The organism is Actinomadura viridis, assembly GCF_015751755.1.
GTDB classification, from domain to species: domain Bacteria; phylum Actinomycetota; class Actinomycetes; order Streptosporangiales; family Streptosporangiaceae; genus Spirillospora; species Spirillospora viridis.
On sequence record NZ_JADOUA010000001.1, the window covers coordinates 8,122,896 to 8,146,544 of the forward strand.

Annotated in this window: 17 protein-coding genes; 10 read left to right on the forward strand and 7 right to left on the reverse strand. The window is 74.3% G+C overall.

Features of this window, described 5'->3' with window-relative positions; all coding sequences use genetic code 11:
* Window positions 1-13: 13 nt before the first annotated feature.
* From IW256_RS42990 to IW256_RS36910, 8 genes are all read left to right on the forward strand, one after another.
* Window positions 14-964 carry a glycohydrolase toxin TNT-related protein gene (locus IW256_RS42990; protein WP_197015351.1) on the forward strand — a complete coding sequence of 317 codons (951 nt, stop codon included), beginning with the start codon at window positions 14-16 and terminating at the stop codon, window positions 962-964.
* Window positions 961-2,979, forward strand: coding sequence for a glycohydrolase toxin TNT-related protein (locus tag IW256_RS36880; protein WP_197015352.1), 2,019 nt, complete (start codon window positions 961-963; stop codon window positions 2,977-2,979). The genes IW256_RS42990 and IW256_RS36880 overlap by 4 nt, the downstream gene beginning before the upstream one ends.
* Window positions 2,976-4,916 carry a hypothetical protein gene (locus tag IW256_RS36885; RefSeq protein WP_197015353.1) on the forward strand — a complete coding sequence of 647 codons (1,941 nt, stop codon included), beginning with the start codon at window positions 2,976-2,978 and terminating at the stop codon, window positions 4,914-4,916. The genes IW256_RS36880 and IW256_RS36885 overlap by 4 nt, the downstream gene beginning before the upstream one ends.
* A gap of 75 nt (window positions 4,917-4,991) precedes the next feature.
* A complete protein-coding gene (locus IW256_RS36890; RefSeq protein ID WP_197015354.1) occupies window positions 4,992-5,804 on the forward strand; it encodes a hypothetical protein in 813 nt (270 codons plus the stop codon).
* Window positions 5,805-5,817: 13 nt separating this feature from the next.
* Window positions 5,818-7,155 (forward strand): hypothetical protein, encoded by a 1,338-nt coding sequence (locus tag IW256_RS36895; RefSeq protein ID WP_197015355.1) that lies wholly within the window; start codon window positions 5,818-5,820, stop codon window positions 7,153-7,155.
* A gap of 56 nt (window positions 7,156-7,211) precedes the next feature.
* Window positions 7,212-8,858, forward strand: a complete 1,647-nt coding sequence (locus tag IW256_RS36900; RefSeq protein ID WP_197015356.1) for a hypothetical protein — start codon at window positions 7,212-7,214, stop codon at window positions 8,856-8,858.
* Between the two features lie 272 nt (window positions 8,859-9,130).
* Window positions 9,131-10,684 carry a MinD/ParA family ATP-binding protein gene (locus tag IW256_RS36905; protein ID WP_231404079.1) on the forward strand — a complete coding sequence of 518 codons (1,554 nt, stop codon included), beginning with the start codon at window positions 9,131-9,133 and terminating at the stop codon, window positions 10,682-10,684.
* On the forward strand, window positions 10,681-11,094 hold the full coding sequence (locus IW256_RS36910) for a hypothetical protein (protein WP_197015358.1): 414 nt from the start codon (window positions 10,681-10,683) through the stop codon (window positions 11,092-11,094). The genes IW256_RS36905 and IW256_RS36910 overlap by 4 nt, the downstream gene beginning before the upstream one ends.
* A 108-nt stretch (window positions 11,095-11,202) precedes the next feature.
* Here the strand turns inward: IW256_RS36910 and IW256_RS36915 are convergent, their stop codons facing one another.
* A complete protein-coding gene (locus IW256_RS36915) occupies window positions 11,203-11,856 on the reverse strand; it encodes a hypothetical protein (protein WP_197015359.1) in 654 nt (217 codons plus the stop codon).
* A gap of 285 nt (window positions 11,857-12,141) precedes the next feature.
* Entirely contained in the window at window positions 12,142-13,095 is a 954-nt protein-coding gene (locus IW256_RS36920; protein ID WP_231404080.1) for a DUF6177 family protein, read from the reverse strand.
* 118 nt (window positions 13,096-13,213) lie between these two features.
* Here IW256_RS36920 and IW256_RS36925 point away from each other — a divergent pair, with 118 nt between their 5' ends.
* Both IW256_RS36925 and IW256_RS36930 read left to right on the forward strand, forming a co-directional pair.
* Entirely contained in the window at window positions 13,214-14,671 is a 1,458-nt protein-coding gene (locus tag IW256_RS36925; RefSeq protein WP_197015360.1) for an LCP family protein, read from the forward strand.
* 267 nt (window positions 14,672-14,938) lie between these two features.
* On the forward strand, window positions 14,939-15,931 hold the full coding sequence (locus IW256_RS36930; RefSeq protein WP_197015361.1) for a glycosyltransferase: 993 nt from the start codon (window positions 14,939-14,941) through the stop codon (window positions 15,929-15,931).
* A gap of 66 nt (window positions 15,932-15,997) precedes the next feature.
* Here the strand turns inward: IW256_RS36930 and IW256_RS36935 are convergent, their stop codons facing one another.
* From IW256_RS36935 to IW256_RS36955, 5 genes are all read right to left on the reverse strand, one after another.
* Complete coding sequence (locus IW256_RS36935) at window positions 15,998-16,606, reverse strand: response regulator transcription factor (RefSeq protein ID WP_197015362.1); 609 nt, start codon at window positions 16,604-16,606, stop codon at window positions 15,998-16,000.
* Window positions 16,603-17,817, reverse strand: coding sequence for a sensor histidine kinase (locus IW256_RS42995; RefSeq protein WP_197015363.1), 1,215 nt, complete (start codon window positions 17,815-17,817; stop codon window positions 16,603-16,605). Before IW256_RS42995 ends, IW256_RS36935 begins: the two co-directional genes overlap by 4 nt.
* A gap of 35 nt (window positions 17,818-17,852) precedes the next feature.
* Entirely contained in the window at window positions 17,853-18,776 is a 924-nt protein-coding gene (locus tag IW256_RS36945) for a DUF6010 family protein (protein ID WP_197015364.1), read from the reverse strand.
* A 190-nt stretch (window positions 18,777-18,966) separates the two neighbouring features.
* Entirely contained in the window at window positions 18,967-22,323 is a 3,357-nt protein-coding gene (locus tag IW256_RS36950; protein WP_197016857.1) for a WD40/YVTN/BNR-like repeat-containing protein, read from the reverse strand.
* A 174-nt stretch (window positions 22,324-22,497) separates the two neighbouring features.
* The gene (locus tag IW256_RS36955) at window positions 22,498-23,622 is read right to left on the reverse strand and encodes an alpha/beta hydrolase (protein WP_197015365.1); all 1,125 of its coding nucleotides are present in this window, start codon (window positions 23,620-23,622) and stop codon (window positions 22,498-22,500) included.
* Window positions 23,623-23,649 lie beyond the last annotated feature (27 nt).

Consider the following 23,649-nt stretch of genomic DNA (forward strand, 5'->3'; position numbering starts at 1 on the left):
TCCGGGTCGTGTCGTGACCGGGCCTCTCGAGTCGCTCGTTCCGGCCGGACTCCCGCAGACCGAACACGACCTCATCGCGTCCCTGGACGGGGAGAGCCCTCTGCTGTTCCCGTGGGCGCGGCGGGCACTGCGGAACGTCACCGGCGACCGGGCCGGCCGCTTCCTGCTCGGACGGGTGACGCCGGGCTGCTGGTCGGTGGTGCGAGGTGAGCCGGGATGGCTCGCGGTGCATCGGCGGGACGAAGCCCTGGTGGATGGTGACCGGTCCGGTGACGAGGTCGTGGCGTTCGAGACGGCCCGTTCTGCCGTGGCGGACGCGATGGCGGGCGTCATGGCCGATGCGGAGGTGGCGCTCACCAGCGGCCTCCTTGAGCTGGCCGGTCTCATCCACCAGGACCCGAGGAACCTCAACGTGACCTGGAGTCTCGGTGAGGCGGGACGGGCGATCAAGGAGCGGGGCGGGGAGCGGGACGGCCCGCGCGCCCAGGGGCCCGGCCTGCCTCTCGAAGCCTTCGAAGGCCACCTGCCCGACTACTTCCTCCGGCTGCCCGTGCCGCCTCCCGAGACAGGGCCGTTCGTCAGCGTCCGCGAGATCCATGCGCTCGCCGCTCGGGCGATGCTTCCGGTGGAAGCGAAGGAGACGAAGGAGACGGAGGAACTCCCCGAGGGGACCGTCCTCGACGGCTACGGGAGCCAGGACCAGGAGTTCCTTTTCACCCCGGAGACCTCGTTCCGCCGGCGTGGCCTCCGAGGGGGGCCGCGGGCGTACGAGCGTCGCACCTACCGCGTGCAGCGGCCTCTTCGTGCCCATCCGGGCTTCCCGGTCGACAAGATGCTGGCGCCCCATCCGGCCGAGGCCCGGACGAAGGACCACGAGGACCGCGGCTACTACCTGGTGGATTCGATCGCCGCACTGGTGGCGTCGGGTGCGCTGGTGGAGATCGACGGAGCGGACGGCCGATGACACTGACCAACGAGGAGATCAGAGAGCGGCTGGACGAGATCGCCGAAGTCGTGGAGGGACTCCTTCCGCCGCGCTGGCGTGACGCACGGCTCGACTACCACGCGCTGGGCTCGTTCGAGAGCGGCGAGCTCACCTGCCACGGATTCTGGCCGGGGCCGGCCCTTCCCCGGTCGGGCGTGTTCGAGCTGCTCCGCGACCTCCGCCGCGACTTCTACGGCCCCGAGAACGGGACGTGGATGACCCTGCGGCTCCATCTCGACGCCGACGAAGGCTGGGGGGTCGAGACCGATCTGCTGGAGGACTTCCGCTGGAAGGCGGAGGCCACGGCCGCCGACTGCGCCCGGGAGCTGGCCGAGTTCCCCAGGCCGTGGTCGCTGGTGCCGGGGTGGATGGCGCGGCTGGCGAACGCGCAGCGGGACGCCGACGCCTTCGACCCCGAGACGATCCTCCGGCGCCCGCGGCCGGAGGGCGCGCTGCTGGGCGAGGGGAACGAGGACTACTTCGAGCGGGCGCGAGCGACGCTCGCCGATTTCATGCCCGCCGGCCTGGAACGGCTCCGCATCGGTCGCCTGGAGGAGGGGTGCTGGTCCGTGGCCCCCGCGGGGTATTCCTGGGTGGCGGTCCGGTATTCCGGAGGCCGGTGCGATCCCGTGGTCGCCTTCCCCGACGCGCGTGCCGCACTGGTCCACGCCGCCGCCCGCATCATGGCCGAGGCCGGCATGAGCATCGACTCTGCGCTGTTGCGGGCCGCGGGCGTGCTGGAGAAGCGGCACGTGGCCGGCGCGGACGCTTGGATCCTCGGTGAGGCGGGGAACGAGATGTCCAGGCTCACCGCTCATTCGCCCCGCCCCCGCGAGGGGGAGGCGGGAGCCGAGCCCGCTCTCGCACTCGCCGCCCTCAGCGGACGGCCGGGCGAGTACTTCGTGTGCCGTCCGGGGCCGCCTCCAGAAGAGGACTACATCACCGCTCGCAAGGTTTTCGAGCTGGCCCTCGCGCGGGAATTGCCGTCGATACGGCGATGGGGCCGGGGAGGCTCGTTGTCCGTGATCCGTGATCCGGGACGCGTGGTGACCGGGCCTGTCGAGTCCATCGTGGAGGTGGGGCTCCCGCAGCCGGAGCGCGACCTCGTCCCGGAGCTGGCCCCCGAGAGCCCGCTGATGTTCGCGTGGGCACGACGTGCGTTGCGGGACGTCGTGGGCGACCGCGCGGAAGATTTCCTGGTCGGCCGGGTGGCGCCGGGATGCTGGTCGGTGGTGCGCGGTGAGCAGGGATGGCTGGTGGTGGGGCCTGGCGGGGACGGTTCCGAGGGCGGAGGCGGCGCGGAGATCGTGGCGTTCGAGACGGCCCTCCCGGCCGTGGCGGACGCGATGGCGGGCGTCATGGCCGCGTCGCGGCTGGCCCTGACCAGCGGCCTCCTGGAACTGGCGGGACTGGCCGCCACGGACCGGTCCGGCGGCAGGTTCTGGAAGCCGGGCTCGGTGGCCCGGAAGATCGAGGAGGCAGGCGGGGGACGCGGCGGGCCGCGTTCCGGCGGGCCCGGCCTGGCCCTGAACGGCATCGAGAAGCGTGAGCTCGGATACTTCGTGTTCCTGCCGGAGCCGCCCCCCGACGACGGCCCGTTCGTCGCCGTCCATGAGATCTACGCGTACGCCGCCGCGGCCATGCTGCCGGAGCCGCCCAGGCGGGACGCGGGGTCGCCGGACGAGGGAGGGGTGGACCTGCCCGCCGGGACCGTCCTGGACGGATACGGGGGCCACGACCAGGTCTTCCTGTTCACCCCCCAGACGCCTTTCCACCGGCGTGGACATCTCGGTGGCCTCGGAGCCTACGAACACCACACCTACCGTGTGCAGCGGCCGATCCGCGTCTATCAGGGCCTTCCCGTCGCCGGTGGGCCGCTCCCCGCACCGAAGGGCGACGCCGAGAACACCGAGCGCGGCTACTACCTGGTGGACTCGATCGCCGAACTGCTGAAGTCGGGCGTTCTGGCGGAGATTTCCGGAGACGGACGATGAACCTGACCGAGGAGGAGATCAACGGGCGGCTGGAGGAGATCGCCGAGCCGATCCGCGCGCTTCTTCCGCCGGGCTGGAACGAGGCCTGGCTCACCTACCACGCCCTGGGCTCGTTCGAGACCGCCCGGCTCATCTGCCATCAGGGCGGTGGAACCATGTGGACGCTGCCGCGGTCGGGTGTCTTCGAGTCGCTACGCGACCTCCGTCGGGACTGCCACACCCCCGAGACCGGGACCTGGTCGATCCTGCGGCTCGATTTGCACTCCCAAGGGGGCTGGGAGGTCGCGACCGAGCCACTGGAGGACTTCCGGTGGAAGGCGGAGGTCACGGCCGCCGACTGCGCCCGGGAGCTGGCCGAGTTCCCCAGGCCGCCGTCGCTGGTTCCGGAGTGGGTGGCGCGGCTGGCGGACGCCCAGCGGGACGCCGACGCCTTCGACCCCGGGACGATCCTCAGGCGCCCGCTGCCGGAAGGCGAGTTGCTGGGCGAGGACAGGCGGCACTACTTCGAGCGGGCCCGCGCCAAGCTGCGCGCTTTCCTGCCCGCCGACCACGAACGGGTCCGGTTCGGCCGGCTGGAGGAGGGCTGCTGGTCGGTGGTCCCCTCGGGGACGTCGTGGCTGGCCGTCCACTACGCGGACGGCCGGGCCGATCCCGTCGTCGCGTTCCCGGAGTTCGGGGCGGCGCTCGTCCACGCCGCGGCCAGGGTTCTCGTCGAGTCCGGGCTGAGCGTTGACAGCGCGCTGCTGCGCACCGCGGACGTCCTGCACCACAAGAAGACCCGCGCCGGTGTCGACGCCTGGGTCTTCGGTGACGCGGGTCGCGACGCCCACGATCTGACCTCCTTCTCCCCAAGACCCTCCACGGGCGCGGAGTCCGAGCCGTCCATCGACCTCGGCCCCTTGAGCAGCCGGCCCGGCGGATACTTCGTGTGCCGAACGGGACCGCCTCCGGAAACGGGCTCGTACATCACCGCTCGCAAGGTCTTCGAGCTGGCCCTTGCGCGGGAGTTGCCGCCGGCGCCCTCGGCGCCCGCGGCGAAGGAGGCCAAGCAGCCGTCGCGGGTCGAGCCGCGCATGGAGCCGGTGCGGCCGGCGCCGCGGTACGTACTGCCGGTGGGCACGTACGTCGACGCCTACGAGCACCACGACCAGAACCGCGTCTACCGGATCGGCACTCCCCGGTACCGGCGCGGCCAGTTCAACCGCACCAAGGAAGACGCCTACCACGTCTACCGTGTGGAGAAGCCCCTCCTGGCGGCCCCGACCCGGCTCTCCGCGTTCCCGACCACCAGCGAGGAGGAGATGGCCGAACGCGCCAGTACCGATCAGGGCCAGGGGTACTACCTCGGCTCCGACATCGATGAGCTGGTCCGTTCCGGCCACCTGCGCGAGATGACCGGATCCGGTGGGGAGCCGGTACCGGAGCCCGGCCGTGTGGTCACCGAGGTGAGGAGAACCTACGAGATGTCCCAGCCCGCCTCCGACGCCGGGGCCCTCCGGCAGCAGCCGAGGCCGTTCGACCAGGAGCGCTACGACGAGCTGCAGTCGCGGCTGGGGCGGATCCTCGCGGAGATCGCCCCGCAGGGGTGGCGGCGGATCGATCTGCAGATCCGGATGACCACGGCGGTGTCGGAGGTGGCGCTGACCGTCATGAAGGAGGACGGACGCTACGCCGAGGTCGAACCGCCCCGGAACCTGACCGAGATCGCCGCGGAGTTGCGGTCGATGATGTACCGGCCGGACGAGGGCACCTGGTTCTCGATGCGCTACATGATGGATCCGCCCGACGCCTACTGGACCAGCTTCAACACCGATTTCGACCCCTTCTGGGATCCGCCGGTCCCGGCCAAGGTGTGGGAGCACGACCTGCGGGTGTTCCCCCGTTCCGCCGAGCACATCCCCGGCTGGCTGCGTGAGAGCCTCGAAGCGGATGACTAGGCCGGCGGCCGGCGGGCGGGCGGTTCCCCCCGGAACGGACGACGGAACGACGATGACGATGAAACGAGGTACGTGGTGAGCGAGGACCGGCCCTTGGAACCGGCCGAGCAGAACGCGCTTTTCCAGGAGATCACTCAGGCGCTGACGCACGCCCTGCCTCCCGCCTGGCAGGAATGCCTGGTGGCGTACCGCGCGCTCGGCTCGTACAGCGAGATGCCTGGGCAGGTCACGATGGCCGCCGGTTCGGGGCTGCCGAGCCCGTTCACACCGCCCCGGCAGGTCGCGGAGCTGTTCGAGCGGCTGCGCGCGGGCATGTACCGGCCCGGGACCGGTACATGGTTCACCGCCACCTTCAGGCTCACCTTCCCGTTCACCTACGACGTCAGGTTCGACGGCGAGAGGGAACCGGCCTGGGTGGTGGCGCCGCCGAAGCCGGCGTTCGCCGAGGAGCGCCGGAGGTTCCCGCGCGACGCCGAGCACACCCCCGACTGGCTCGCGGAACGGCCGGCGGGCGGGCCGGAGCTGCCCATCGCCAAGCCGTTCGACTCCACGGGCCCCGACGGGCGCCCCGTCGTGGAACGGCCCGAGGTTCCCGCCGAGGAGCGGGACACGCTGGTGCGTTACCTGGAGAACGCCCCGATGGTCCTGGCGGCGCGGAGCTTCGACGCCGACATGATGGATCCCGGGCGCGCCCGCGAGGTACCGCTCACGTACCACACCGACGGCACCTGGATCTGGCCCGGAGCCGTCGGCTACTACCTGCGCGCCCACGGCGTCCCCCCGGAGCCGGAGCTGGTCGCCCACATCCGGGCGCGCGGCTTCGAGATCCCGGAGGTCGGCGACGACGTCCGTTCCGCCGCGGTCGCGGTCATCACCGGATCATCGTGAGGATGAGGTCGTCATGAACAATCTTCCGTCCTGGAGCGGCCAGAGCGCGCCGCCGCCCGCCGGAAACGGGGACACGCCGTCCGGCCCGCCTCCGTCCGGGCAGGGCCCGGCCGGGCCGCCCTCGTTCCCCGGTTCACCCGGAGGCCCTCCCCCCGTACCGCCGGGCACTCCTCCTCCGGTTCCGCTGCCTCCCCAGGGGCCGGAGACCTACGGGCACACCACCAAGCTGCCGGTCGTTCACCTGCCGGTGGTCTTGGGCGGGCGGCATCTGGGGTTCCTGTGGGCGTCGGTGGACGACCGGGCGGCGGGGTTCCTCCGGCGTAAGGAGTTCCTGGAGATGTTCGAGCCCCTGTTCGTCTGGGGCGAGCGTTTGCAGGAGGCGTACGAGGAGGGGCTGGGCGCCCGGGAGGCGATCCGGCGTTGGATCGGACGGCCTGAGGACGCGGCGGGCGGTGGCGTGCCCGCGGATGCCGAGGAGCGCGTCGAGGCCGGCATGCATGATCTGTACCGGCTGGCCGATCCCGACTACGAGCCGTCTCCCTGGGACTCCCTGACCGACGGCGAGTTCCCTGACGGGACGCCGATGGATCGGTCGAAGGGGTGGGGGCCGCTGCACTTCGAGCTGCCGCCGAGCTATGACCTGGACACCGATGGCCCGGTCCGCTACTTCCCGGTCGTCAAGGGCGACCTGCTCCTCGGCTACCTGTGGGCGGCGGTCGAGGGCGAGGCCGCGATGTACAAGGCCCGCGAGGACGCCGGTCTGGACGGTGCCAACGCCGCGACCCGCTGGATCCTGTTGCTGCGCGAGCTGTACGAGGAGGGCGTTCCCGCGCTGGAGGCGCTGGCGCGGTGCAAGGCCGCGCCGGAGGACCCCCGCGGCGGAGCGGTTCCCGTAGAGGCGCCGCTGGAAGAGGCGCCGAGCCTGCGGGATCTGGAGCGTCTGGCCGCCACCCACGAGCAGTCGCTGCGCGTCTCGTACAACCCTCGCCAGGACGACGTGGAGGTCTACCGGCGTCCCGCGCTCCAGGGGGAGGAGCGCGACGCCGTGCTGCGGTACCTGCGGGAGGCGCCGCTCGTGTACGACAGCGGCAACCCTCTCGAGGACGACTTCGACCCGGCCCGCGCGGCGCGGGTGCCCGGCACCTTCCGGACCGACGGCACCTGGATATGGCTCGGCGGTGTCCCGTACCACCTGGAGGCCCACGGCATCCCGCCCGAGCCGGACCTGGTCGAGCACATCCGGGCGAACGGATTCCAGGTTCCCGAGGTCGGTCCGGCGGCCCTCGCCGACGCCAAGCGCACCCTCAAGTGGAAGGGCATTCTCGTGCCGCCTCCCGGCATGGACGGCTGACCCCGCGGGACGGATCGAGTGTCTCGTAGGCTGGAGACCCTGAGGATGAGGTCGTCATGAGCAATCTTCCGCCGCGGCCCGAGGGGGACGGGCGGTCCCCGGCCGGTGGTCCGCCGCCCACGCCGCCCGGCGCACCCGAGCGTCCGGAAGGCTATGACGGCCGCACCCGGCTGCCCGTGGTGCGTCTTCCGGTGATGTCGGGTGACCGGCATCTGGGATATCTGTGGGCGTCGGTGGACGACCGGGCGGCGGGGTTCCTCCGGCGTAAGGAATTCCGTGAGGCGTTCGAGCCCCTGCTCGTGTGGGGCGAGCGTTTGCAGGAGGCGTACGAGGAGGGGCTCGGGGCGCGGGAGGCGATCCGGCGTTGGGCCGGGCGGCCGGAGGACGCGGTGGCCGGTGGTGTGCCCGCCGACGCCGCGGAGCGGGTCGAGGCCGGTTTGGAGGATCTGTACCGGCTGGCCGATCCTGACTACGAACCGTCGCCCCTGGATTCCCTGGGTCGTGGCGAGTTCCCTGACGGGACGCCGATGGATCGGTCGAAGGGTTGGGGGCCGCTGCACTTCGAGCTGCCGCCGAGCTATGACCTGGACACCGATGGCCCGGTCCGCTACTTCCCGGTCGTCAAGGGCGATGTCGTCCTGGGTTACCTGTGGGCGGCGGTCGAGGGCGAGGCGGCGATGTACCGCGCCCGCGAGGACGCCGGCATGGACGGTGCCAACGCCGCGAGCCGCTGGATCCTGTCACTGCGCGAGCTGTACGAGGAGGGTGTTCCCGCGCTGGAGGCGCTGGCCCGTTGCAAGGCGGCGCCGGAGGACCCCCGCGGCGGAGTGATCCCCGCGGGCGCGACGGCGGAGGAGCTGCCGAGCCTTCGCGACCTGGAACGCCTCGCCACCACCTACGAGCAGTCGCTGCGCGTGTCCTTCAGCCCCGAACTCCAGGACCCGGACGTCCACAGGCGCCCGCCCCTGTCACCTGACGAGCGGGAGCCGGTGCTGCGGTACCTGCGGGACGCGCCCCTCGTGTACGACCTCCGCGAGCTCTTCGTGGACGGCTTCGACCCCGACCGTCCGGCCCGTGTCCCGGGCACCTACCAGACCGACGGCACCTGGATGTGGACCGGCGGTGTCGCGTACCACCTGGAGATCCATGGCATCCCGCCCGAGCCGGACCTGGTCGAGCACATCCGGGCGAACGGATTCCAGGTCCCCGAGGCCGACGCCGCGGCCCGCGCGAAGGCGACGCGCACCCTCGCGTGGAGGGGCGTGCTCGTCCCGCCGCCGGCCGCGCCGCCACGACCGGCCCGGGGGCCCGGACGGCTGACCGAGGACATCGCGTTCAGGCAGGTCGGGCCGGCGCCGGACGGCTACGCCGCCAGGACCGGCGGGCCGGTCCGCTATCTCGCCGTCGGCGACGCGGCGGGGACGGTCCTGGGATACCTGTGGGCCGCGGAGGGCGAGGAGGCCGCCGGTTTCGTCCCGCGTGAGGCCGCCGGCGCCGACGCCCTCAACGAGTCCGTCGCCTGGACGCTGGAACTGCGGGACGCCAAGTCGCGGGGCGTTCCTGCCGCGCGGCTGCTGGCCGAGTTCGGCCGGGCGCGGCTTCCGGTCGCGGCGCGGGCACGGCACGCCGGCCAGGTGATCGGCGGGTCGGAGGCCCGGGTGCCCGGCCTGGACGCGCTGAGGGAGCTCGCCGCCGGGCGGTGACGCCCGGGTGCGTGCCCGGGTGAGTGCCCGCCCGCGTCGCCCGAGGCCGTGCGGACCGGGAGACCGGACGGGGACGGCCCGCGGCCGTGCCGCCGGGATCCGGCTCGCGCTGCGTAAGGGATCGCGAGTCTCGTAGGCTGGGGGCGAGGAAAGGAGGGTTGGTGTCCGACCCGAGCTGGCAGAGCACCGTACTTCGCGAACTTGGGGTGTCCCAGACCGGGCTTGCCGTTCCTGACATCTCCGCCTTCTCCGGTGCGCAGGACGCTTCGGGCATGGCACCGATCCATGACGTCCCGCCGCCCCAGCCGGCCTGGGCCGACCAGGGCGGGGAGGCGCCCGAAGCCGGCGCTCAGACCGGCTCCCAGCCCGCCGTGGAACCCGCCACCGAGCCCGCCGCCGAGCGGCGGCCCGAGCCTCCCGCGCCTCCCGCGCCTCCCGCGCCTCCCGTCCCTCCGGCGCCGCAGCCGGTGCCCCAGCCGATGGCCGCGCCGACGCCGGCCCCCGCGCCGGAGGCCGCCGCGCCCCCGGCTCCGCCCGCGCCGCGGCCCGCTCCGGAGCCGCCGACCGAGCCGGCCGCCGACCCGGTTCCCGTTCCTCCCGTTCAGGAGGCGCCCGGCACGGCCGCACCGGCGCCCGCACCCGCACCCGCACCCGCGCCTGCACCGGCACCGGCACCGGCACCGGCGCCTGCACCCGTCCCGGCGCCGGAGGTCTCCGAGCCGGCGCCTGCCGCGCCCGCCTCCCCTGAGCCCGGCGCGTTCGAGATCCCCCTGGTCGGCTTCCCCCAGGAACTTCTGGGCGACCCCGCGGCCCCCGGCCCCGACACCGGCACCTTCGCCCTCCCGCAGAAGGGCGGGCAGCAGGGGACGGCCCCGCCCCGGCAGGACACCGGTCAGCCCGGTCAGCCCGGTCCGGGCGGCCCGCGCGTGGACGCCGGCGACCTGGTCGCCAAGAACCCGCACGGCGATCCGCTGATGCGGCGCGTCGGCCGCGGGATGCGCAAGGCCGTCGGCTCGGGCGCGGCGATGCGCGAGATGGGCGAGGTGGCCGACCTGCTCGGCCGCCAGGTGCCCAGCTACCGGCAGATCGCGGTGGTGAGCGTCCGCGGCGGCGCCGGCAAGACGACCATGGCGGCGCTGCTGTCCTCGGAGCTGGCGCGGCATCGCGCCGACCGGGTGCTGGCGGTCGACGCCGACGCCGAACTGGGCTCGCTGCCGCTGCGCCTCGGGGTGCGGTCGCAGTACTCGCTGTTCGACCTGGCCGGCCTGCGGCCCCAGTCCTTCGAGGAGGCCGCGCAGTACCTGACGCGGACCCAGGACGGCCTGTGGGTGCTGCCGGCGAGCCGGGACGGCCGGATCGCCGGGGAGTTCACGCTCGAGACCTTCCAGGCGGCGCTCGGCGCCGTCAACCGCTACTTCGCGGCGGCGGTCGTCGACTGCGGCGCCGGGATCCTCACCGAGCTGCACGGCGGCATCCTGGCCACCACCCACGCCCAGGTCCTGGTCACGCCGGGGACGGTCGACGGCGCGCTCAGCGCCCGCGGCGCGCTGGAGTGGTTCACGACCAACGGCCAGGGCGCGCTGCTGTCGCGCACGGTGATCGCGATGGTGACGCACGCTCCGCACGGGGGCGCGGACATCGACCGGGCGGTGCGGATGCTGACCGAGGGAGGCATGCACGTGGTGCTCGTGCCCTACGACCGGCACCTGGCCACGGGCGGCCCGGTGAACATCGACAAGGTCGGCGGCGGCACCAGGAGCGCGGTGACCCGGGTCGCCTCCGACGTCTTCGCCCGCGCCCTGGGCCTGGCGGGGGTGCGGCCGTGAGCAGCGACCTCGTCGTCCTCGCCCGCCGGGAGCCGGACGTGTACGCCGTGGCCGACGGGCTCGTGGCGCTGGGCGAGCCGCTGGAGGTCGTCGGCGGTGGGCTCCAGGCCGTCCGGGTCCGCGACGCCGGCGGCCGGGTGCTGGTTTCGGTCGAGGAGCCGGTGCTGGTGGAGACGCCGGGCGAGGTGGCGCGGCTCCTGGGCCCGGCCGCCGCGCAGCGGGTCGCCGCCCCCGTCTGGTGGGTCGACGTCCGCGCCGTCGCCGACGTGCCCGACGCGGTACGGTTGGCGCGCAGGTTCGCCGACGCGCTGGTGCACTGGACCGGCGGTACGGTGTGGCCCGACCTGGCTCCGGACGCGCCCGCGCTGAGCTGGAAGGTGACGAACGCGCCCGCCGCCCCCGGAGCGTGACGGGGCGCGACGGGCCTGGAGGGCGGGCACGGCCGTCCCGGAACGGTGCCGTGGCCCTGGCGGGTGTGCGTGGCGAGCGCCGCTCCGTTCGCCGGGCGGCGCCCGCCCTCAGTTGGTGAAGCGCAGCGTGTTGGTGATCTCGACGCCGAGCTCGCCGGCCGTGGTGTAGACCGAGCCGCTGCGGTCACCGATCGAACCGCCCCGGGCCCAGTACGACTGCGCGTAGATCACCCGCGAGTCCAGGGTCCACGTCCGGGTCCAGTAGGAGGGCTCCTGGTTCAGCTGCGGCAGCCCGCTGGTGGTGGACGGCTTGAGCAGCTTGGGCCAGCCCTTCGAGTACGTGGCGCTGCTGATGCTGCGCGCGGCCGTCGAACTGGACACCTCCATGATCGAGATGACCGTGACGATGTTGCGCGTCGGGCTGGCGTAGACCGCCGACTTCATGGTGCCGATGCACGGGTAGGTCCGCAGCCGCGTGAGCAGCGTGCTGTTGGCGCGCGCGGTGCAGGTGTCGGTCCTGGTGCCGACCTGGGTGAAGGTGTTGCCGCGCGCGGTCTGGATCGTGGGCTTCAGGACGCTCGACGGGTCGCCGCCCGTGCCGGGCGTCGTCGGGGTGCTGGTGGGCAGGTCCGTGCTCAGCGACGGGATGGTCGCGGTCGGCAGCGTGACCGGGGGACGGTCGCCGTCATCGTCGTCGCCGAACAGGACGAAGCCGACCGCGCCGATCACGACCAGGACGAGCAGCGCGCCGACGATCAGCATCGTGACGAGCGCGCCGCCGCCTCCGCTCTTGGGAGGCCGCGGCGGAGGAAAGCCCGGCCCTGGCGGCATTCCCGGCCCCGGCGGCATTCCGGGTCCGGGCATGCCGCCGGGCATGGGCGGCGGGCCCGCTTGGTATCCGTGGGGCGGTACGCCCGGCTGGCCGGGGTGACCGGGCCACTCAGGGGGGTTCATGGTTGCTCCGACGCGATCGTTGTGGTCGAGGTTCCCGGTCGTACATCACATCTGCCGGAATTCTCCGGAAATGGATCCGCCGGGCATGCCCCGTCAAGCGGGGGCGGGGGCCGAGCGGAGGTGTTGCACCAGCGCGCGGTGGCGCTGCCAGCCGTCCGGGGAGCGGCCGTCTCCCAGCGGGAAGAACGTGAGCGGGGCCCGGGCGGGCCCGACCTGCTGGCCGGGGAGGCCGGCGGGACCGGTGACGGTGCCGCTGACGGCCATGGCCAGGGGGCCCGGCGAGCCGGTCCAGCGGGCCTCCGTGGTGAGGTCGCTGCGGCCCGGGACGAGCTGGGCGAAGAGGGAGAAGATGGGCTTGTCGGCCGCCAGGGCGCCGACCAGGGACGGCAGGTGCCGCAGGGGCGGCGGGTCCTCGGGGGCGTAGCCGACCGTGGCGGTGCCGACCTCGGCGATCGCGCCGCCGCCGGCAGCGGAGAACTCGCAGATGGCCTGGGCGGGGCGCGGGCCGTCCCCGGCGATCAGCAGCCGGGCGGCGTTGCGGCCCCGGGCGTACTCGGTGAGGCGGTCGGGCTGCCAGCGGTGGGCGCGCGGCTCGGCCGGGCCCCATCCGGACGGGGCCTTCCCGGTGAGGAGCGCGAGGAGGCGCTCGACGGTGCCGCCCAGGTCGGTGCCGGCGGTGTGCCGCCTCTGGTAGGTGATGCTGAGCTGGGCCCCGATCGGGGCGGTGGGGCGGGTGACGAAGCCCGGCGCGTAGTCGCGGGCCTCGGGGACCGGGACGAACGTGCCACCGTCCCACTGGAGCGGGCGTCCGGTGAGACCCTCGTAGTAGCCGTCACCGTGGCGTACGACCCACTGCACGTCCGAACCGGCCGCCGCGGAACGGAGGGGAAGGGAGAGCCGCGACTCCAGCGGGGTGACCAGCTGCAGGCCGCGCCCGGAGTCGGCGCAGTCCGCGATGGCCTGGAGCAGCCAGGAGGTCAGCGGAACGAGCGGGCGGTCCTGCAGTACGACCATGGAACGGTCGGTCAGTACGTCTACGGTGCTCATCTTCATCCCAGTCTAGTCCCGGGCCGTGTCGTGATCAGGACGGTGCGCGGGGCCGGAAGGGGACCGAGTTTCACGTGACGCCTGTGGCCACTGTCCCCCTTGTGCTGAAATGTTACGGATGCAGCGATTGGCGGCGCCAGGCCAGGTGTACTACACCGGCACGGCGCCCCCGCCACCGGAGCCGCCGGAGCGGGGGCGCCGCTGGCGCGTGCTCGGGTGGCTGTCCATCGGGCTGTCGGCTGCGCTGGTCGTGGGAAGCCTGACCGCGTACGGCTTCTGGCGGCGGCTGGACGGCCAGATCGACCGCGAGAACGTCGACGGCAAGCTCGGCACCGCGCGCCCGCCCAAGCTCAACAACTCGATGAACATCCTGCTGATGGGCTCCGACAGCCGCGAGGGCGAGAACGCCCGGTACGGCACCGAGGTCGGCCAGAGGTCCGACACCACGATCCTGCTGCACCTGTCGCCGGGCGGGGAGCGCGCCATCGGGATCAGCTTCCCGCGCGACTCCATGGTGCGGATCCCCTCCTGCAAGAAGCGGGGCGGCGGGACGGTCCCGCCCCGGCTCGACATGATCAACTCGGCGTACGCGCTGGGCGGCCCGGCCTGCACGTGGAAGACCATCGAGTCGCTCACCAACATCCGGATCGACCACTACGTCGAGGTCGACTTCTCCGGGTTCAAGCGGGTGGTGGACGCGCTGGACGGCGTCGAGATCTGCGTGCCCAAGGCGATCGACGACCCCAAGTCCGAGCTGCGCCTGCGCAAGGGCCGCCAGATCGTCCGCGGCGACCAGGCGCTGGGTTACGTCCGCACCAGGACGGGCGGGCTCGGCGACGGCTCCGACCTGTCCCGCATCCAGCGGCAGCAGGCGTTCATGGCCTCGGTGGTGAAGAAGGCCACCGACAAGGGCATGCTGACCGATCCCGGCAAGACGTACGCCTTCCTGTCCGCGGTGACCAAGTCGATCAAGGCGGACGACCGGCTCACGGTGTCGGCGATGCAGAAGCTGGCCGGCGGCCTGCGCGGGATGAGCGCGGGCAAGGTCCGGTTCGTCACCGTCCCCGTGCAGGCGTACCCGCCGGACCCGAGGAACCGGGTGCAGTTCAACCAGGCGCTGGCGGCCCCGCTGTTCGAGGCGGTCCGCCGGGACAACACCCTGCCGCAGCCCGCGCCGCCGCGCCCCGGCCCCCCGCGTCCCGCCGCCGGAGGGCCGCCGGTGCGGCCGGCCCAGGTGCAGGTGACGATCTACAACGCGACCGGGACCGACGGGCTCGGGGGACGCACCGCCGACCAGCTGAGGGAGAAGGGCTTCAAGGTCGTCAAGGTGGGGAGCCGGCCGGTGACCCCGGGCGCCCGGACCCAGATCCTGTTCGGGCCGGGCGCGCAGCGGCACGCGGCGGCGCTGGCGGCCGTGCTGCCGGGCCATCCGCCCAAGCCGATGCCGTCCGGGAAGCCCGGCCAGGTCTACCTCATCGTCGGCAAGGACGGAGCGGACGTGCCCGGGGTCGCCAAGGCGCTCCCCAAGGTGGCCGGGGAGGTCAGGGCGGACCAGGACGTCTGCGCCCGCGCCTGAGGGGTCACAACGTTGTCAAGACCACCGGTTATCCGGATCAACGGTAGGTGCCGCGCCTGACGCACCGATATCTTGGCGGCGCTAAACCATCCGGCCCTCTCACGCGTCCCAGCTATGACGCGCCGAACCGAACCCGACCGAACCCCCGGCCGTCCTGGCCCTCACGACACCCTGGAACCGACAGCTCCCCACCCCCTCGCCGGCTCCGGAGCCGTACCCCGCCCCGGGCTCCCCCTCCCGCCACGGCACACACCCGGAATGGACCGTATGCGCCCCGAACCCTTCGCCCTCCTGATGACCGTGTACGGCGGTGACCGGGAGGAGTACGTCCAGGCGGCGTTCCGCAGCGCGGTGGACGACCAGACGCTGCGTCCCCACCAGGTGGTCCTGGTGCAGGACGGCCCGGTCGGCCCCGCGCTCGAACGGTGCCTGGCCGGCCTGGTCGCGGCCAGCCCCGTCGAGGTGACCTTCATCCGGCTGGCCGACAACCGCGGCCTCGGCCCCGCGCTCGACGCCGGGCTGCACGCCAGCCGGTACGACATCGTGGCCCGGATGGACGCCGACGACGTGGCGATGCCGCACCGCTTCCAGCTCCAGGTGCCGCTGGTGCAGGAAGGGGCGGACCTGGTCGGCGCCGGGCTGCTGGAGTTCGGCGCCGACGTCGGCGACATCGTCGGCCGCCGCACCCCGCCCAGCGATCCGCACGACATCGCCCGCTACTCGCGGCTGCACGACCCGTTCAACCACCCCACGGTGGTGTACCGGCGCAGCGCGGTGATCGCGGCCGGCGGCTACGGGGACCTGCCGCTGATGGAGGACTACTGGCTGTTCGTCCGGATGATCGCGAACGGGGCGAAGGTCGTGAACGTCGCCGAGCCGCTGGTCTACTACCGGGTCGGGGACGGCGCCTACGAGCGTCGCGGCGGCCGTGACCTGCTCCGTTCCGAGCTGCGGTTGCAGCGCGAGATGCGCCGCGAGGGCTTCATCTCCCCGCCCCAGTACGTGCGCAACGTCGTCGTGAGGGGCGGGTACCGGCTGGTGCCGACCCTGATCAGGCGTCCGGTCTACCGCTGGGTCGTGGCGCCGTACTGGGCCCGCCGCAACCGCGTGGAGGACGAGCGGGACGCGCCCGGCACGGGCACCGCCCGCCCCGCCGCCCGCCCCGCCGGCGGCTACGTTCCCCGCCACGCCCGGGACAGGGCCCCCGGACCGCTGTACGGGGCGCCGGAGACTCCCGCGCCCACCGCCGACAACCCCTGACCCCGGTAGCCCCTGACCGCCGGTGACCCCTGGCCGCCGGTGACCCCTGGCCCTTCCCGCCCATGGTCAGGGCAGCCACCCGTTGTCGTGCGCGATGCGGACCGCGTCGGCACGGCCGGCCGCGCCCAGCTTGGCGACGATGGCGGCCAGATGGTTGCGCACCGTACCGGCGGACAGGTGCGTGCGCCGGGCGATCACCGAGACCGGGGTGTCGGACTCCACCAGCCGCAGCACCTCCAGCTCCCGCGGGGTCAGCGGGCACGGCGGCGCCGTCAGCGCGTCCGCGGCCAGCGCCGGGTCCACGTACCGGCCGCCCTCGTGCACCCGCCGGATCACCTCGGCGAGCTGCCCGCCGGGCGACCCCTTGGGCAGGAAGCCCCGGGCACCGGCCTCCAGCGCCCGCTTGAGCAGCGGCGGCCGGCCGTGCCCGGTGAGGATGACCACCGCGCACGGCGGCAGCGCACGGGCCAGCTCCGCCGCGACCTCCATGCCGTTCAGGCCGGGCATCTGGAGGTCGACCACCGCCACGTCGGGCCGGTGGGCGAGCGCCTCCCGGACGGCCCCGCGGCCGTCGGCGGCCTGCGCGACCACCTCGATGTCGCCCTCCAGGCCCAGCAGCGCCGCCAGGGCCGTCCGGATCAGCTCCTCGTCGTCGGCCAGCAGCACCCTGATCACGGCGACGCCACCGGCAGGGTCGAGTCCAGCGTGAACACCCCGGCCTCGACCCGGGTGCGCAGCGCGCCGCCGTCCTCGGCCAGCCGCTCGCCGAGCCCGCGCAGCCCGGAGCTGTGCCGGTCGGGCCGCGCGTCCCGCGCCCCGTCGTTGGTCACCGTCATCCGCACCTGGCCCTCCTCACGGGAGAGCTCTATCGTGCACCACCGAGCCTCGCTGTGCCGGAGGACGTTGGTGCCTGCCTCGCGCAGGACGAGGGCGAGCGGGGTGGCGACGGCGGGCGGCAGGTCGCCGGCGCCGTCGACGACCGTGCACCGCACCCCGGACGAACGCAGCACCTGCGCGACGGCGGTGAGCTGGCCGCGCAGGTCGACCGACCGGTGGCCGTGCACGGTGCGGCGCAGGTCGGCGAGCGCGGACGCCGCCAGCCGCCGCACCTCGGCGGCCTCCCCCTCGGCCCGTTCAGGGTCGGCGCGGGCCAGCCGCTCGGCCAGTTCCGCCTTCAGCGCGATCACCGACAGCGTGTGCCCGAGCAGGTCGTGCAGGTCCCGCGCGAACCGCAGCCGTTCCTCGACGACGGCCAGCCGCGCCTGCGCGGACCGTCCCTCCCGGGCCGCGACGAGCAGGTTCCACAGCTGGGCGTGGAGGCCGGTGACGCCGATGGTCATCGCGCCGACGCCCGCACTGATCAGGACGTACTCCCAGACCCGGGCGCCGTTCCACCACCCGATCGCCGCCGCGGCGGTGACGGCCGCCGCCATCACCGCGGCGGCGGCCCGCCGCCCGCCCAGCAGCGGCGCGGTGCCGACGATCGACGCCGCCACCCACGCCCAGGTCTCCCAGGTCGTACGGGCCAGCCCGGCGGTCAGCGGGACCGACAGGACCGACGCCGCCGCGAACGCCGCGGGCGCCCCGCGCCGGAAGCGGGCGGACAGCTTGGGGGTGACCGCCGCGTAGAGCACCGCGGCCTGCGCGGCGGCGAAGGCCAGGATGCCGGCGGCGCCGAGCGCGATCCGTACCGGATCGGTGTCCCTGAACAACCCGACGCCCGGCATGAGCAGGCTGGCGAACACCGCCGTGGCCAGCGAGCCGAGCGTGGCCAGGCGGAGCCGGCGCAACTGCCGCCGGCCCGCCGTCGTCGCCGCCTCGGCCGTCGCCTCGGGCGTGGTCGCCGTGGCCGTGGCCGCGGCCATCGTGTCCTCCGTGCCGTCCACCCGCGTTCCTTCCTGGTGATCCCCGCGGATCGCGCTCATACGACGAGGAAGAGGATCGTCAGCCCGATGCCGGCGTCGAAGATCGCGCAGTATTCGGCGTAGCCGCGCGGGACGACCTTGCCGAGCCGGTGGTGGACGACGTCCCACACCGCGTGGAGCAGCCATCCGGCGGCGATCAGGTACAGGGCGGTCCGCTCGTCCGCCATCGTCGCCGCCACGGCCAGCGCGGCGTAGCCGGCGAGGCCACCGAGCTGCACCGCGAGGATACCCGGCCGGTTCAGGGTCTTCCGCAGGAGGCCGATGATCAGGTAGAGGCTCTGCAGCAGCACCAGGAAGACCGCCGGGGGAGCGGACGGGTCGTACACCGTCCCGATCGTCACGACCAGGGCCAGCCAGGTCGGCCACCGGCGCTTGAGCACGCCCAGGACCCGGTCGGCGGTGCCGCGCTCCGGCGTACCGTCTCCGTGGCAGCCGCCATCATGGCCGTGGGCGTGGCCGTGGGCGTGGTGGTGGCCGGTGTACTCGCTGCGGCGGGCCAGCATGGCGACGGCCATGGCCGGGAGCATCAGCACGTGCCCGCCCATCATGAGGTCGTCGCCGGACATCGCCCCCATCCAGTACGGGACGAGCAGCACCAGGAACGGGGCGTACATCGCGGCGCCCATCTCGGCGACGGGCGCCCACCCGTGCCCTCGGTGCCGCATCCATATCGACATGGCGACGGTCATGTCGGTGGCCATCGTCATGGCGGCGACGTCGGGCCGCTCGAACAGCCCGGACCAGCCCAGCGGTTCGTAGAGCACCTTCCACAGCGGGCCGAAGAAGATCATGCCGACGAGCATGGCGATCACCATCTCTGCGTAGTGCAGGGTGAAACGCCAGGCCGCGCGGCCGCGGCCGGAGGCAGGGGTCGTGACGATCCCGTCGGCCTCGGGGGCTTGCTTCAGTGTTTCCGTCATGAAGCCAGCGTCGTGCGGCGGGGCGTCAGGCAACACCGTCGCGCTGTCACGGGTCACCCATGCGGATCGCAGGGGTGACCCGTGCACGGCGGGCGGTTCAGGCCCGTCCGGGCCTCAGGCTTGTCGGGGCCTCAGGCTTGTCGGGGCCTCAGCCGCCCGTCGGGGCGTCAGGTCCGTCGGGGCCCGCCCGTCAGGGGACGGGACGGGTCCACAGGACGGGCTCCTCGCGCTCCTGGCCGGCGGTGTGCCCGACGCCCAGCAGCCGGTCCTTGAACGCGGCCAGCCCGGCGATCGACTGCGAGCCCTTCCCGGCCAGGCCGTCGCCCTCGGGCTTGGAGACCTTCCAGGAGACCCCGTCCGCGGACGTCCAGGAGACGACGTCGGTGGAGCCCCGGCCGCCGGCGCCGGTGGCGGCGAAGCCCTTCGGGGTGGCGGTCAGCGCGGTCACCTGGACGTTCTCGACGTCCTCGGGGAGGGGCGGCTTGGACTCCTTCCAGGTCTTGCCGCCGTCGGTGGAGACGTAGGCGAGCGGGGTGGCTCCCGTGCCGCCCGCCGCCACCACCACGTCGCCCTTGGCCGCCACGTGGGTCAGCGCGCCCTCGGCCGCCCCGCCGGGCAGCGGGAGCTGCTGCAGCGCCCACTGCCTGCCGTCGGCGGACGTCCACACGGCGGGGCGGGCGGCGGGACCGTCGCCGACGGAGGCGTCGCGCAGGCCGCCGACGGCGACGAACCCCGACTGCGCCGCGGCCACGCCCCGCAGCCACCGGTTGGAGTTGGGCAGGGCCTCCAGCCCGTTCCGGCCGGCGCTGCGGCCCCGCTCCCAGGTCTTGAGGTCGGCCGAGAACCAGGTGGCCGCCGACAGCCCGTCCTCGCCGACGACGACGTACCCGGCCGGGCCGGACGCCGCGGCGAAGGTGGCCAGCGGGGTGTTGCGCGCGGGCTTGAACTGCCCGGCGGAGTCGGCCGCCCGCCAGCTCGCGCCGTCCGTGGAGGTGACCACCAGCGGGCGGCGGGGCGCGGCCTGGTCGGACCCGACCGCCAGCCAGCCCGCCTTGCCGCCCGTCACGCTCACCAGCTGCTGCGGGCCGGGCCGCGACAGGGCGCCCTGCGCGCCCTGGGCCCGGGTCCAGGACGTGCCGTCCCTGGACGTCCACACGCCGGCGTCGCCGTTCGCGCTGCCGACCGCGACCGCCAGGTCGGAGCCGGCGCCCACCGCCGTCACGGTGTGGTCGGGGCGGGCCGCACCGGGGACCTTGGCGATGTCGATCGGGACCTGGGTGCCCTGGCCGTCCCAGACGCCCAGCAGCGAGTTCAGCTCGCCGCCACTGTTGTCGGCGCCGACCAGCACGGTCTGCCCGCCGCTCATGGCGGAGCCGTTCAGCGCGCGGCCGGGCCGGTTGGGCAGCGTGCCCGCCTCCCGCCAGGACGCGCCGTCGGCGGTACGGGAGATCGTCACGTCCCGGCCGCGGACCACCAGGGCCGCGTAACCCTCGTCGGACCCGAGTACCCGGCTGACCCGCTGGTAGCCGGAGGACTCCACCCGGCCCGCCTGGGTCCAGGCCATCCCGTCCTTGGACGTGAAGCTCTGGCCGTAGGACTTGCCGCCGGCCTGGATCTCGCGGATCGCCACGAACCCGGACGGGCCACCGCCGATCATGAGGCCGCGGGTGCCCTTGGGCACCGGGACCTTCGACTCGACCCAGCTCCGGCCGCCGTCGTCGGAGCTGAAGACGCGGCGGCCCATCTGCGGCTTGCGCGCGCCCGGATTGGCGGTGTGCAGGCCCTCCAGCAGCAGCACGCCGCCGCTGCCGGCCACCTCCAGCAGCGAGATCGTGCCGCGCTGGATCGGCAGGCCGATCCGGTCGCCCACCCGCTGCTCCCAGCGCGCGCCGTCCGGCGACAGCCACACGGCCGGCTGGGCGTCGCTGAAGTCGCCCTTCTGCGAGGTCTCCCCGAACGCCAGGAAACCGTTGTCGGAGGCCGCCGCCCGCCTCACCCGGGCGTTGGCGCCGAACGGCTGCCCGGCCTCGTCGGGCTGGCGCCGCCAGTTCCGCCCGTTCTCGCTGGTCCACACCGCGCCGCCGCCGGGACGGACGCCGATCGCGATCCAGCCCTTGGCCGAGCCCGCGACCACGCGCGGCAGCTCGCCCGGTCCGGGCTCGCCGCCGTCGCCCTCGACCGTCGCGGAGGCGAAGGTGCGGCCGCCGTCGGCGGAGACCAGGAACTGGCCGCGGGAGCCGCCGCGGCCGTCGGCCTCGGCGCCGACCGCGACCACCGTTCCGCCGACCGCGGCGGCCGAGGTGAGCTGCTGGTCGCGGCCGTCGGCGCGGGCGGCCGGGTCGAGCGCGAAGAGCGAGCCGGCCAGGCGGGCGGTGCCGTCGTCGGCGGACGTCCCGCCGTCGCGGTTCAGCACGAAGAAGCCGCCCGCGGCCACGAGGGCCGCGGCGGCGATCCCGCCGACGCCGATGAGGAGGGCCTTGACGGGGAACTTGCGCTTGGCCTTGGGCTTGGGCTCGGTCCGCCACGGCTCGTCGATCAGCGGCGGGGGGACCGCCGGCGCGGCGGGACCCGGCCCCGGAGGCTGCGGGGAGGCGTGCGCCGGGCCCGGAGGGGCCGCGTGGTCCTGACCGGGGATCGGCTGCGCGTACGGGAACGGCTCGCTGCCCGGGAACGGGTCGGTGCCCGGGGACGGCTGGGGCGACGGCTGCGGCGACGGCCGGCCGGGGATCTCCTGCGCCCACGGGAACGGCTCGGGCGCCGGGCGGGGCGGAGCGGGCGGGGGCGTCGGCGACGCGGCCGCGGGCGTCTCCGGGATCTCCTGGGCCCAGGGGAAGGGGTCGGGCGGCGGAGGCGATGCCGGGGCCGGGGGCGCCGGCGGGGTGGCCGGCGGCGTCGGCGCGGGCAGGGGGGTGCCGGGAATCTGCTGCGCGTACGGGAACGGCTCGGGCACCGAGGGGCCGGGCGGAGTGGGCGAGGCCCCCGGGGACTCCGCCGGACCGGCCGCGGGCTCCGGGCTGGTGAACTGCTGGGTGGCCGCGCCCTCCGGCGCGGGGAAGGCCGAGGTCCTGTCGCTGTCGGGGTCCGCGGCGGGGGCCGGGTCCGCCGCGCCCCCGTCCGCGCCCTTCTCCGCCCAGGGGACGTATCCCGACAGGTCGGTCACGGTGACGTCGGCGGGCGGCTCCTGCGGCGCGGCGAACGACTGCGGAGGCGGCGGGATGGCCGGCGGCGTGCCCGGGTTGAAGACCTGGGTGCTGCGGTTGGGGTCGTCGTCGCCCCGCGGCCGGTCGACGACCGTCCGGTCGTCCAGCGTGGCCTCGCCGGCGTCGAAGGGCGGCAGCGGCGGTCCCGGCGGCAGGGGGGCGCCGGCGTCCGGCTGCTCCTCGCTGAGCCACTGCGGTGGCGGCGGAGCGCCCGGACCGCCCGCGGGCGGCTGCTCGCCCGCCCGCTCGGCCGCCTGCTGCTCGCCGGCCGGCTGTTCGCCTGCCTGCCGCTCGGTCTGGGGCCGGTCGCCGCCCGGCTCTTCGTCCGGAGTCTTCGGTGGAGTCACGCCCGTCGTCTCCCCGTGGTCCGTGAAGTGATGGTCGGTGCGGCCTCGACACCGCGGCGGTGGGGCCAGTGACACCGGGGCGTCGGAATGCGCCGCATCGGATCATATCGGCGTCCCGGGCATCACCCCGTCGTTCCTGCGCGCGCGGACGTCCGCGCCCGCCGGGGCCCGCCCCTACGGGGCCCGCAGGCGTCCGCTCATCCAGCGTAGGAGCTCGGGCGTGAGCCGCTGGAAGGTGCGCAGATTGTGGCCACCATCGGGCGGGAAGAGCGTGGACACACGCAGCGGCGGCCTGGCCAGCCGGACGAACCGCCGCGCCTGGTCGAACTCGGGCCCCTGCTCGGTCTGCGCGAGCAGCAGCGAGACGGGCGGCGGCGGACGGTGCTCCAGCCGCCAGATCAGGTCGTTGTCGTCGCGCACCTGCCGGCTGCCGCCGTACAGGTCGCCGGTCGAACCGTCCTGGATCGCGCGCAGGTAGCCGCCCAGTGAGGCCCCGGCGGCGAACCGGTCGGAGTGCCGCATGGCCAGCTTGGCCGCGCAGTAGCCGCCGGTGGACTGACCCATGACGCCCCAGCCGCGCATCCCGGTGGCGACGCGGTAGGTGGCGGCGATGCCCTCGGGGACGTCCTGGGAGAAGAACGACTCGGCCTGGGGCCCGCCCGGCACGTCGGTGCACTCGGTGTCGCGCGGCGGCGCCACCATCGAGCGGGTGATGACGTACACGGTCGGCTGGAGGCGGCCCGACCTGACGCCGGAACCGACCTCCTTGAGCAGCCCCTGTCGTTTGATCATGCCGCGCGGGTCGCCCGGGTATCCGGCCAGCACCAGCGCCACCGGGAACCGGCGCTCCCGGAACCGCGGCTGGAAGTACTGCGGCGGCAGGTAGACGAACGCCTTGACCCGCAGGCCGGTGCGGGGGCCGTGCAGGGTCACCTCGTCGAGCCGGCCGTCCCGTTCGGCCGAGCGCAGGCCGGAGGCCGCGCCGAGCGGCGAGACCGTACGGGGCAGCGGCCGGCCGGCGGAGGCCACCGGGCCGCCGGCCCCGGCGACCGTGCCGGGGCCGCCGCCCGCGGTCCCCAGCAGGTCGCCCCAGGTGACGTAGAAGAGGAAGTAGCCGTTCAGCCCGGCCGCGAGGGCGGCCACCAGGGACACCTGGCAGGCCAGCAGCAGCCCGAGCCGCGCGGCGGCGGGACCGGGCCCCTGTCCGGCGGTCCGCGGCAGCAGCCGGACGGCCGAACCGGTCACCACGACGGCCAGTACGATGAGCGCCCCGATGAGCCAGCCGCTCGTCAACTGCACGCGCAACACCTCTCGAAGTCTCGCCGT